This window comes from Vibrio metschnikovii CIP 69.14, assembly GCF_000176155.1.
GTDB classification, from domain to species: domain Bacteria; phylum Pseudomonadota; class Gammaproteobacteria; order Enterobacterales; family Vibrionaceae; genus Vibrio; species Vibrio metschnikovii.
In genome coordinates, this window is sequence record NZ_ACZO01000007.1 from 363523 (window position 1) to 376255 (window position 12733).

9 protein-coding genes are annotated in these 12733 nt (G+C 45.8%); 5 read left to right on the forward strand and 4 right to left on the reverse strand.

The genetic code is table 11. From position 1 onward, the window contains the following. Positions 1 to 87 precede the first annotated feature (87 nt). The 4 genes from VIB_RS13400 (at position 88) to VIB_RS13415 (ending at position 6653) form a co-directional block, all read left to right on the forward strand. On the forward strand, positions 88 to 1728 hold the full coding sequence (locus tag VIB_RS13400; protein ID WP_244262439.1) for a pectate lyase: 1641 nt from the start codon (positions 88 to 90) through the stop codon (positions 1726 to 1728). 9 nt (positions 1729 to 1737) lie between these two features. Next, positions 1738 to 3168: an EmmdR/YeeO family multidrug/toxin efflux MATE transporter gene (locus tag VIB_RS13405; RefSeq protein ID WP_004396745.1), complete on the forward strand. Its 1431-nt coding sequence runs from the start codon at positions 1738 to 1740 to the stop codon at positions 3166 to 3168. A gap of 409 nt (positions 3169 to 3577) precedes the next feature. Continuing rightward, the gene (locus tag VIB_RS13410; RefSeq protein ID WP_004396746.1) at positions 3578 to 5350 is read left to right on the forward strand and encodes a sodium:solute symporter family protein; all 1773 of its coding nucleotides are present in this window, start codon (positions 3578 to 3580) and stop codon (positions 5348 to 5350) included. A gap of 139 nt (positions 5351 to 5489) precedes the next feature. After that, on the forward strand, positions 5490 to 6653 hold the full coding sequence (locus tag VIB_RS13415) for an oligogalacturonate lyase family protein (protein WP_004396747.1): 1164 nt from the start codon (positions 5490 to 5492) through the stop codon (positions 6651 to 6653). 88 nt (positions 6654 to 6741) lie between these two features. Here the strand turns inward: VIB_RS13415 and VIB_RS13420 are convergent, their stop codons facing one another. From VIB_RS13420 to VIB_RS13435, 4 genes are all read right to left on the reverse strand, one after another. Further along, positions 6742 to 7350: a 2OG-Fe(II) oxygenase gene (locus VIB_RS13420; RefSeq protein ID WP_004396748.1), complete on the reverse strand. Its 609-nt coding sequence runs from the start codon at positions 7348 to 7350 to the stop codon at positions 6742 to 6744. Between the two features lie 207 nt (positions 7351 to 7557). Next, on the reverse strand, positions 7558 to 9213 hold the full coding sequence (locus tag VIB_RS13425; protein ID WP_004396749.1) for a dihydroxyacetone kinase subunit DhaK: 1656 nt from the start codon (positions 9211 to 9213) through the stop codon (positions 7558 to 7560). A 372-nt stretch (positions 9214 to 9585) separates the two neighbouring features. Further along, entirely contained in the window at positions 9586 to 10227 is a 642-nt protein-coding gene (dhaL, locus tag VIB_RS13430) for a dihydroxyacetone kinase subunit DhaL (RefSeq protein WP_004396750.1), read from the reverse strand. Positions 10228 to 10230: 3 nt separating this feature from the next. Continuing rightward, on the reverse strand, positions 10231 to 11229 hold the full coding sequence (locus VIB_RS13435) for a dihydroxyacetone kinase subunit DhaK (protein ID WP_004396751.1): 999 nt from the start codon (positions 11227 to 11229) through the stop codon (positions 10231 to 10233). Positions 11230 to 11563: 334 nt separating this feature from the next. Here VIB_RS13435 and VIB_RS13440 point away from each other — a divergent pair, with 334 nt between their 5' ends. Beyond that, positions 11564 to 12649 carry a glycerol dehydrogenase gene (locus tag VIB_RS13440; protein ID WP_004396753.1) on the forward strand — a complete coding sequence of 362 codons (1086 nt, stop codon included), beginning with the start codon at positions 11564 to 11566 and terminating at the stop codon, positions 12647 to 12649. The last annotated feature ends 84 nt before the right edge of the window (positions 12650 to 12733 follow it).

Genomic DNA, 12733 nt, shown 5'->3' on the forward strand with positions numbered 1-12733 from the left:
AAGCCCTCCATTTATTTTCTTCTGGAGGGTAATTTCCTTTGGGAAAATGGCAAGTTTATTTAGATTTATCAATATTTTTGGAGGTGTATGATGAAAGCTTTGCGCACAAGTTTCTTTCCATTACTGCTCGATTATTACCAACGTATTTTACAACATGCGCGTTCCACACGCTCACCTCTGCTGGCCGATGGCTTAGATAGCCAATCTTTGCTCCCTGTCTGCTGGCTTTACCCTGATGGGAGTCGCGTACCAATGAGTAACTTTGCCAGCCAACAAAATTTCTTACGCGGTTTAGTCGCCTTATCTACCTTAACCCAAAACCCTGCTTATCAACGTCAAGCGACCGAATTAAGTCAATATTTTTTAACCCACTATGTTGACCCGATCAGTGGGTTACTTCATTGGGGCGGGCATCGCTTTATTCATCTTGAAGACGGCACCATAGAGGGGCCCGCGAGTAAAGAGTGCGTGCATGAACTCAAGCATCATTTTCCTTTCTATGACTTACTTCATGAAGTTAATCCTCAGGCCACCGAACGTTTCTTGACCGGATTTTGGGCGGCGCATGTCACCGACTGGCAGCGCCTTGATTTAAGCCGCCACGGCCAATATCAGCAGTCTTTTCCTGATGCGTTATTTTCTTTACATATACCCAACCCCGTAGTGGACCCATCCTGCTGGCCAAATTTACCAGAAACAATAGGATTAACCTTTGTTAATGCCTCTACCGACCTTATCTACGCCGCAAGCCACTACTTCAAATATACGGGTGATCACGAAGCAAAACGGTGGGCAAAACACCTCTATCATCAGTTTGTACTCGCGCGTCATCCACAAACACGGATGCCGGTCTATCAATTTTCATCACCTTTACAACGCCAACCAATCCCCGAGGATGATCGTTTAACCTATTCATGGTTTGGAGACCGAGCGAAACGCCAGTTTGGGCCAGAATTTGGAGAGATTGCCAAAGAGGCTAATGTTCTGTTTCGTGATAGCTGGCCTGTGGTGGTCGATAACCCACTAGCTATCCTTGAATGCGCCAAGCTCCTTGACGATGATGAAATGGCGACATGGGCCATTGAAGGCATCATTGCTTATTTCGATTATGCGTGGGATGAAGTAAACAATGAAATCGTTCCGATGTGGAATAATGGCCAAGATATGACCAACTACCGGTTTGTTCGTGATGGTTATTATGGTGATAAAGGAACCCAACTCACTCGACAAGCGGCAGACCCAGCTTACTTATTACCGTTAGTGAGAGCTTATGCTATCCACCCCGACCCAACATTACGTCAGTTACTGTGTCGTATGTTTCATCGATTTTCATTAGGTGCACTTGACCCTGATACCTTACAGATAGAATCGATCTCTGAGCATAGCTCTCTTTGCTCAGCCTATTTATTATTAGCCTTAATTGAATTATACCAACTCAACCAAGATCGACGCTTACTCAAATTAGCCGACGTGATTGCTCATAACTTAATCGAGCAACACTACCATCATGGATTTTTCCTACCCAGCGCAGCGCACCGTTATGCACGTATTGATGATCCTATTCCGTATGCTCTATTAGCGCTGGAAGCGGCTTATGCCGGGCAGTATAACCAGATTCCTCTCGCCATTTCCAAAGGAGGCTACTTACATGGTGAATGGCTATACGGTGATGAACTCAAAACCGTCTATGACTATGAGGTAATTTACAACGTAGTATCAGCGCAATAAGGCACCACTTTGACCAAAAAACCATCTAAAACCCTAGCAAAATGGCGTAAAGTAAATGTCTTAGCTAGGGTTCGTTACCGTCACAAGGTCTTAATAATCCGACGTATTCTTCCCTTTACTTTACCCATCCTTATTGAATTGATTGGTGTGGTATTCATGGGGATTGTCAGTACTATTTTAGTCAGTCGCATCAGTAAAGACGCTACCGCTGCAGTCGGTATTACAGAGAGCATCACATTCATTGTGCTTTCTCTTTTAACTGCCGTCGCTTTAGGTGGATCGGTAATGATCGCACAAGCTTTTTCCCGTCGGGATCGTACTAAGTCTCTACGTGGAGCAAGTCACACCATGCATTTAGCTTTGGCTATAAGCATTATGACTTCACTCATCATGAGTATGTTTGCTCACCCTTTACTGACGATCGTCGCATATGGTGCTGAGCCGGCGGTTATTGTCTTAGCCGAACGCTTTTTACTCATTGTACTATTGAGCTACCCCGCTTTGGCGATCACTCTTGCTGCCAGCGGCATTTTACGTGCAGTGGGTAACTCTCGCTCTCCTGCGACAATTAATATTGTTATGAATTTGGTTAATATTTCGTTCAGTTACCCGCTTATTTATGGCGTTGATGCACTAGCATGGCCTGGTTTAAATATGCAAGGGGCGGCCTTAGGTTTGACGATTTCAAGGTGGTTAGGGGCAATAATGATTGTATTTTCTCTGGCGCGTAACCCTTCATTACGTATGCCTATCAACACTTTTATACAGCCATTTAGCCTTTTGATCACCCGAGAAATCCTTGCGATTGGCATTCCTGCCAGCATCGAATCATTAATGTTTAATATTGGTAAACTCATTACTCAAGTTATGGTTGCAGGAATGGGCACAGTCGCGATGGCCGGTAATGTGATCACTTTCTCGGCGCTACTCTTCATTAATATTCCCGGTAATGCTCTTGCGACCGCTGCTACTATCTTAATTGGGCAACGACTCGGCCAAAACCGTAGTCAGACCGCACAAATAGAAATGCAGTTGCTGTTTTGGCTTGCCAGTATAGCGTTAATCGTGCTGGCGTTAGTCTGCCTCCCCTTTGCTAGTGCGATTGCCCATTTATACACGGATGACCAAGCCGTGATTAATGTAGTCGTCAACCTTATTTTCCTCAACGCCTTGATGATGCCGATTTGGGCGGCCTCTTTTGTTTTACCTTCAGCGTTTAAAGGTGGCAAAGATGTAAAATACAGTATGTGGGTAGCCATTCTTAGTATGTGGGGGGGGCGAATTGTTTTAGGCTATCTATTCGGGATCCATTGGCAAATGGGTATCTATGGCATTTGGCTTGGCATGTTTGCCGATTGGTGGATTCGAGGCTTACTGTTTTTATACCGTATGGTTACCCAACGTTGGTTACACGTTTTCTATTCCCATAGAGACCGTTAATGTATTGTGTAATCTTATTACCATTTGAAATGCCCGAAGCGTTACCCTTAATCCGATTTTATGTATCATGTAAGCTAGCTCCGTGAACAGCAAAGCTGGATAATTAAACCCACCTAATGCATTTTGATGCATTGGGTGGGGTCACAAATTTCTTATTTTCTTCCTTATATTATGAATATAAATCGTCTTTTCCTTTATGCTGAAAAGCGATTTTATACTCACACACTCTTTCTTACTCTCAAAACACATCGAACCTGCCATCATCAGTCAAGTGGATTAATTTATGATATAGATCACCAACTGGCAAAAAAATAAAAAAATGAACCGTTGTTTCGATTTTTATCACATATCGTTTCATGTTATTTGTTTATACTAAATATAAATCAAAACACCGTTTCGAGGTTTATACATGGAATACAATTATCTTGTCATTGCGGGCTATTTTGCCCTAATGATAGCGATTAGCTTAATCTTCAAAAAGATGGCCAGTAACAGTACCAGTGATTACTTTCGTGGCGGCGGTAAGATGCTCTGGTGGATGGTAGGAGCAACCGCCTTTATGACTCAGTTTTCAGCTTGGACATTTACCGGTGCAGCCGGCAAAGCGTTTACTGATGGCTTTGCTGTACTTGCTGTATTTATCGGCAATATGGTCGCTTATGTGTTTGCTTATTTCTTTTTTGCTCGCCGTTTCCGTCAGATGCGAGTCGATACACCAACCGAAGGAGTAAAACGCCGCTTCGGAGAAGTTAACGAACAATTTTTCACTTGGGTAATTATTCCGTTAAGCGTGATCAACGCTGGGGTATGGCTCAACGGTTTGGGCGTATTTGCTTCTGCCGTATTTAATGCCGATATCGTCACGACTATTTGGATTACTGGCTTAGCCGTACTCGCCATATCACTATTAAGTGGTGCATGGGGAGTGGTCGCTTCAGATTTCATTCAAACATTAGTAGTTGCCGTCATTTCCGTTGCCTGTGCGTTAGTGGCACTCTATGCGGTGGGTGGGCCTGGCGAAATTATTAATAATTTCCCCGGTGGCTTCGTGATGGGGCCAGACATGAACTACCCATTGTTACTGGTTTGTACCTTTATCTTCTTTGTTGTCAAACAATTACAAAGCATCAATAACATGCAAGAGTCTTACCGATTTTTAAATGCGAAAGACTCGAAAAATGCCAGCAAAGCAGCATTGTTAGCATTAGGCATGATGGTGATTGGTGCTGTAATTTGGTTTATTCCTCCTTGGGCTTCAGCCATCCTTTATCCAGATGCGGCATCGGAATACTCAGCACTTGGTGCAAAAGCCAGTGACGCGGTATACCTTGTTTTTGCTCGTGAAACTATGCCGTTAGGCACGGTTGGCCTACTGATGGCAGGCCTTTTCGCAGCGACCATGTCGTCAATGGATTCAGCATTAAACCGCAACTCTGGTATTTTTGTCCGCAGTTTCTACGCACCTATTTTACGCAAAGGGAAAGCCACCGATAAAGAGCAACTCCGTGCTGGGCAAGTTGCCTGTTTAGTGAATGGTATTTTGGTCATTTTTATGGCGCAATTTTTCAACTCACTGAAACATCTCAGCTTGTTTGATTTGATGATGCAAGTCGCGACGCTATTGCAATCTCCAATCCTAGTTCCGTTGTTTTTGGGCATTATCATCCGCAAGACGCCTAAATGGGCACCTTGGGCAACCGTTGTCTTTGGTATGTTCGTCTCGTGGTTAGTGGTTAATGTATTTACACCACAAACCGTGGGGCAATGGTTCAATATGGAAGAACTCACTCGCCGTGAAATTGGTGAGATGCGCACCATGATCACCATCGCTGCCCATTTATTCTTAACAGCAGGTTTTTTCTGCCTAACCACACTGTTCTACAAAGAAGCCAATGACCCCTATAAAGAGCAAACAACACGCTTCTTTGAAGACGTCAACACCGAGTGTATTGCTGAAGAGGGGCAAGACATTGTTGACCGTTTGCAACGTAATAAACTAGGGACATTAGTCATCTACATGGCTGCTGGTCTAACGCTAATGGTGCTGATCCCTAATCCATTATGGGGGCGCTTGCTGTTTTTAGGCTGCGCGGTTGCTATTGGGATTGTCGGTTACGCCCTCAAGCGCAGTGCTGGGCTGGAAAGCAGCCTCACTAAACCAGTGATATCGACGTCTCGTTAATCGATATTCGTTATTCATCGATACCCCCAAATTGAAAACAAGCATGTGATTGGGGTTCCCACGACCGCTTCACGTTGAAAGAGTATCGATTCATTTTTGCTGCCAACTGGTTTGGCAGCACCTTTATCGGAGATTTTTTATGGCCAAAGGCGATATAGTCCAACTTAAATTTGATACGTTTATCGATAGCGATACACAAGTCAAAGTCACCCGTCTTACTCCTATTGATGTGATTTGTCACCGCAACTACTTTTATCAAAAATGCTTTACCCAAGATGGTAATAACTTATTGTTTGCCGGAGATTTTGATGGTAACCGTAATTATTATTTAGTCGATCTTACCACTCAACAAGCAACTCAGCTTACAGAAGGAAAAGGCGATAATACTTTTGGTGGTTTTATCTCTCACGATGACCGCGCCTTTTTCTATGTAAAAAATGAGCTTAATTTAATTAAAGTTGATCTCGACAGCCTAGAAGAGCAGATCATTTACACCGTGGATGATGAGTGGAAAGGTTATGGAACTTGGGTCGCAAATTCAGAGTGCACAAAGTTAGTGGGCATTGAGATTCTTAAACGTGATTGGCAACCATTAACCTCTTGGGAAAAATTTGCTGAGTTTTATCACACCAAGCCAACGTGCCGTTTGATCAAAGTGGATATTCAAAGTGGAGAGTTAGAGGTAGTTCATCAAGATAACGCTTGGTTAGGCCACCCTATTTACCGTCCGTTTGATGATTCAACCATCGGTTTTTGTCATGAAGGTCCGCACGATTTAGTCGATGCACGCATGTGGCTAGTCAACGAAGATGGTCGTCATGTACGTAAAATTAAAGCACAAGATCCGGGAGAGTCATGTACACATGAGTTTTGGATCCCGGATGGTAGCGCAATGGCTTATGTCTCTTATTTTAAAGGTCAAACTGAGCGCGTTATCTATAAAGCAAATCCAGAAACATTAGAAAATGAAGCAATCATGGTCATGCCCCCCTGTTCACATCTAATGAGTAATTTTGATGGATCATTAATGGTTGGTGATGGCTGTGATGCGCCCGTCGATGTTGCAGATGCCCAGAGCTATGATATTGAAAACGACCCTTTCTTGTATATTCTCAATACCAAAGAGAAAACGTATGCCAAGTTAGCGAAACACAGTACATCTTGGGAGGTCTTAGACGGTGACCGTCAGATCACTCATCCACACCCATCATTTACTCCTAATGATACCGGAGTGCTTTTTACCAGTGATTTCCAAGGCGTTCCTGCGGTTTATATCGCAGATCTTCCTGATAATTTTAAATAACGTAAAAAGTGGAGGCGTAAGCTTCCACTTTTTTACAATCATTATCCAAAAATCACTTGAGGCAGCAGACAGGTAAATGACGAGTGGATTAACGAGCAATATCCAAACGGTTTTCCGTCACCCCGTTGGTTCGAAACCAACCCGCAATGCTGATCCGCTCCGCTTGGGTCGGCAGCACTTCATGAGGGAATTTTTCCGATAAGAAGACGACTAAGCGACCTGAGATAGGCGCAATCGTCTCAATCAGCTGATCGTTCAAATCATAAAGTTTTAGTTCTCCGCCATCGGCGGCGCGCCAATTGGGATTCATGTAAAACACTGTCGTTAGCTTACGATTTTCATTACCGCGAAACGCATCGAGATGTTTTTTATACAAATCACCGGCTTCGTATTTCGCAAAATGCGCTTCGTATTCAAATAATCCTAAAAAGAAGTCTTGATTCACTTGCTGGCGAATTTGCTCCATCCGCTCCAAATAATCTTGTATTGGCTGACCCATCGATTCTCTCAGCCATTGAATCTTATCACTGCGGATCTGGCTAATTCGCTGGGCTTCATCTTGCCGGCCGATACGTGCTTGCTGCCAACTTTCAGGGGCGCAAGATCGTAAACGGCTGACTTGATCGGGAGTCAAAAAATCATCCCACACATACCAACCTTGCTCCGCTATCGCGTCCAGCAACTTCTCTAATCCCATGATGTTCACTACTTGGTTAACGAACCATGGGTTATAACCAGACTCGGTTAGCCGCACAAATCACGATGTTAATCCATAAGGATAATAATCGTTATCGTTGTCAATAATAGGCGCAACACAACGATGCGAGGAATATTGAGTTGCTTCGATAATAAAAAACCACCGGAAAACCGGTGGCTAAGATAAAAAATCGTTAATCGCTAAAGCTTAGCGATTCAGCTTGGTCAGCGCTGCAAAGACGCTTTCGACCGCTACCGCACCGGGGTCTTTAACACCACTTAAACTGTCACTGGCTAAATAAGACGAGCGCCCAGCATTGGCTTTGTTCATTAATGCGGTGGAAGCACAGCCTTGCTCAGCGGCGCTTGCTGCTTCGGTTAGGCTTTGCCCAGCGACTAACGCTTCCAATGCTGGCTGCAGCGCATCAATCATGGTTCTGTCACCCAACTCAGCGCCGCCGTACTGTTTCATTTTATTTAATCCCGCCACTAATGCACTCGCCAGTGGTTTCCCTTCACTCATCTGCTGACCCGCAGCGGTAAAGAAAATCGACAGTAACACCCCACTTGAGCCGCCCATCACGGTGGCAAGACGCTCACCCACTACGCCTAATAACTTATCAACTTGCGCGAATGGCAATTGATTAGCTTGGCTCTCACGATAGATTTGTCGTGCACCAGCAGCAAAGGTTGAGCCAGTATCGCCATCGCCAACTAAACTATCGAGACGATTAAGCTCACTTTCATGATTAATCAAGGTCTGGCAAATACAGTTAACGATCATTTGATGCTCAGCATGCTCGGAGGCTTGATAGTGCAGTTGATCGGCTTGCTTTTCGACTGCGCGACGCGCCACATCATTGACCGCTAAAGGCGTTGGCCAACTGCTGACCTCGGTTGGAGCCAATAATGCCGCTTCCAGCTGCGCATCTAAATGCAGTAATGAGATAGAGAAGCCTTTCATGTCCAACGCCGTCATCAAGGGCGCTGGACCCACTAAATACTGGATTGAGGGCGCAAGAGAAGAATGACACAGATCGCGCGTTAACAAGCTCATTTCAAGATTGGATACGCCACCCAAGTTATTGAGTAGCACCGCGACTTTATCATCACCCGTTAACGGATAAGCGCTCAGCAGCTTTTCAATCATCATCGCCAGAATATCGCGGCTATTTTGGGTTGCTAAGACCGAAACTCCGGGCTCACCGTGAATGCCTAACCCTAGCTCAGCATGACCCGGAGCGACTCGTTCGCTGTGCGTTTCACCCGGTAAATGGCAACTGGATAAGGCCACGCCAATACTGGCGGTGCGTTGAATCGCCACTTGCGCCGCTTCAGCGACTGCAGACAGTGATTGACCTTGTTCCGCCGCATAGCCGGCAATTTTATGCACAAATAAGGTACCAGCCACACCACGAGGCTGCTTATTATCGGGCAAGGCAATGTCATCACTGACCATCACCATTTCAACTTGATAACCGAGACGCTTAGCTTTTTCTGCCGCTAAACCAAAGTTTAATCGGTCGCCGGTGTAGTTTTTGACAATCAACAAACAGCCCGCTTCACCGGTCACTTGAACAATGGCATTGAACACCGCATCAACACTGGGCGAAGCAAACACATCACCGCACACCGCGGCGGTCAGCATATTCTTACCCACAAAGCCAACGTGAGCGGGCTCATGGCCCGAGCCACCGCCAGAAATAATCGCTACTTTGCTTTTATCCCAATCACGGCGAACCACGATGCGAATGTGTGGGTCGATATCCAGTTGCTCTAGGTTTTGCCAAGGGCTGGTTAACACGGCCCCTTCAATCGCTTCATTTACTAATTGCTCTTTATTATTAATAAAAAATTGAGTCATCACGTTATTCCTTGGATTGAAAGTAAATCAACAGCCTTGATTGTGCGTATGAGAACAGGGATCAGCAAAAAAAATCTCACGTTGCAGAATGAAACGTCATTAATCCCACGATTGGTTCATAATGAAACACCGTTAACCGTCCCTCAAATTAGATTGTGAGCTTAGACAATATGCCGTGAAAAGAGCCAGATGATTGACCCTAAACGTTGATGAATCACTAGAAAGACTGGGCTTTGCCACTTTCATGGTAACGAAAAAATCTTACCAAATGCTGCGTTACTGTGGGGAGCGTGAATAGAAAGGTAAAGCAGCCGATACTGGTGCTGCTTTATGAACAGACAAGATCAAGAGAAGAAGGGGGAAGAAACAGAACTACGCGGCAGAGAGATGCTCAAACGCTTGATGTAAACTGGCGATCATCACTCGGCTTGATTCAATCCCAGGATCCAAATACCCACAGCTTTGCTCGCCTAAGTAGGCCGCTCTACCGCGCTTAGCTGGCAGGGCAATCGAATCACGGGCCGCTTGTTGGCAAGCATCCTCCAATTCAATTAAGCTTTGCGCCATCGTCTGTTGATTAACCACACAGCGCTGTAAGGTTTGTGTCGCGACATACCAAATGTCATATAAGGTTTTATCTTGGTACTGTACATAGCCGCGCGTTTTTACCCCTTGCTGGCCGTTCAATAACGCTCGATAGAGATCATCAACACTGAGCGCCGTTTTACCTTCAACGCTGTGCGCCGCGCGCTGAAATAAGGTGTAGTACAAAGGCCCGCTGGCACCTCCAACGCCGGAAAGAAACACAAACCCTAAATTTTGTAATAAATGAGCAATACTCATGTCTGCTAAACTCGGCAGCTTACTGACCAGTAACGTACAGCCACGTTGAATATTCACACCATGATCGGCATCGCCAATTTCGGCATCCAACTGATTAAGGTATTCACTGTGTTGGAGTAAATTTTGGCTGAGCAACTGTAACCAGTGATAGACCATCGCTTGGCTGAGCATGGTTTATTTCCCCCATTGCCAATAGGCAGTGTCCACTGGAGCTTGCCAGCAAGATAAAGCCCGATCATCAAGGGCGAATAAAGTCACAGAAAAAGCATTAGGGTGCGCGCCACGGCATACCGCTTGCGCAATCGAGTCAACGATAGTCATCTCACACTGGGCTAATTGCTGACTGACCAATCGACAAAGGTGGCCCAACTGCTGCTGATTTTGCCCACTCAAGCCATTAAGTAATAATAAATACCGCGGATGTGCCACCAAAGGCATCGTGATAAATTGCTGCTGCCAGTCATGGGCTGCACTCGACCACTGGATTTGTAATCGATCGCGCTGTGGCGCATTCGCTAGCTGCTGCTGCAAATGTTGCAACACCTCGGAAAATGTCCCTGAGGTTAACTGCATAATCCCTTGTTCATTGTGCAGACCTACCCCGACTTTGATCTGTTCAAGCACTTGATCTGGCTCGGGAGCTTGAGCCCCTACAAAACCTACGCTGATGGTATGACATTGTGCTGTCCATTGCCGGGCCTGCTCCACCAAAACGCTGAGTTGTTGTTGACCAGACAATCCCGAACCGGCCAATTGTAAACTGTAAGCACCCAGCAGTTTTTGTAGTAAGACGATCCCCGCCAGTCCTTTGCCCCCCATCGAGCAGTGGTCTGGCAAAGGGGCACAATCATCATCAACCAGACAAAAATCGACCCAATAACCTTGCTCGGTTAACCACTCGGTAGCCATTTGAAAATTCAGCACATCACCGGTGTGATTTTTCACTAAAAACAAAATCGGTACTGACGATGAAAAATGCGCGTTCACATGGTCGGTAATTTGCAGTGCCGATGGCGCGGTGAAATGCTCACCGATACACGCAGCGGCCAGCATCCCTCGACCAACAAATTCACTGTGCAGAGGCTCGTGGCCTTGACCACCACCGCTAATCACCGCAACAGGGGAAGGAGAATAGCTCAAAAAGTGGCCATCAAACACATTATACACAGACATCGCTCCAGGCTATTTTTAGCCCAAAACTCTACCACGAGCGCTAAATTAAGCAATTTATCAGCCAATGGTTTCATTATGAAACTCTCAGGGCTACCCCAGCGTTTCATGATGAACCAATCGAGTTAAATTTGTGAACTGTGTCTTTCCTTGTTTAACGAGAGGCGGCGAAAAGCAATGAAATGTGAAACAAGGATTTGATTGGCGATCAGATTGGCAAAACTGATTGCCAAGCCAAGCCTAACCACTTACTACTAGAGCCAACCGAGCACGGCATCTCTTCTCACCGTCAGGCTCACTATAAAAATGGTTCATGCAAATAATAAGGATCAATAACGTGGAAAAAATCTTAATCTCACCCAGCAAATACATTCAAGGCAAAGGCGCTATTCATCAAGTAGCTCGTCATGTTACGGGCTTTGGTCAACGGGCTTTCGCGATCACCGACCCGATGGTTCTACCGCTGGTTGAAGATAGCCTAGCGACTCAGTTTGCTGGCCTCGACATGCATCTCACTCTATCGCCTTTCCATGGTCAATGTAGCCGTAATGAAATTGAGCGCTTAGTTCAGGTCGCCAAAGAGGATCAGGCTCAAGTGATTATGGGCATCGGTGGTGGCAAGGCGCTTGATACCGCGAAAAGTGTCGCTTACTACTTAGGTTTGCCTGTGGTGATCATTCCTACCATCGCCTCAACTGATGCGCCAACCAGCTCACTGGCGGTGATCTACACCGAACAAGGCGAGTTTAGCGAGTATCTATTCTTCCCTGCAAATCCGAATATGGTGTTGGTCGATAGCGAAATCGTTGCTAAAGCTCCGGTACGTTTATTGGTTGCTGGAATGGGTGATGCACTCGCCACTTACTTTGAAGCGCGGGCAACCATTGCCTCTGGTAAGGCGACCATGGCAGGGGGCCTCGCCACCAAAGCCGCTTTTGCGATTGCTCAAACCTGTTATCAAACGCTAATGGAAGACGGCTACAGCGCGATGATGGCGGGTAAACAAGGTCTGGTTACTCCAGCGATGGAAAACATCATTGAAGCCAATACTTATTTAAGTGGTATCGGCTTTGAGAGCTGCGGGCTGGCGGCCGCACACGCGATCCATAACGGTTTAACCGTACTGGAAGAGTGTCATCACCTCTATCATGGTGAAAAAGTCGCGTTCAGTACCCTAGTTCAATTGGTATTAGAGAATGCCCCTAAAGAAGAGTTCGCCGAAGTGTTGGCTTTCTGCCGTCAAGTAGGCTTACCGACTAATTTACACGAAATGGGCGTCACCACTATCGATTTAGCACAAATCATGGCGGTGTCAGAAATGGCCTGTGCGGAAGGGGAAACCATCCATAACATGCCATTCCCAGTGAGTGCAGACCAAGTCTATGCGGCGATACTCACCACCCATGCCTTAACCACCGCCTAACGGTACTATTTATCCCCCATCTTGCTTGGGGGATTCGTTTTTTGGTGAGCTTCTTGTTACGATATCCCCAGCCTCCCTACCCGT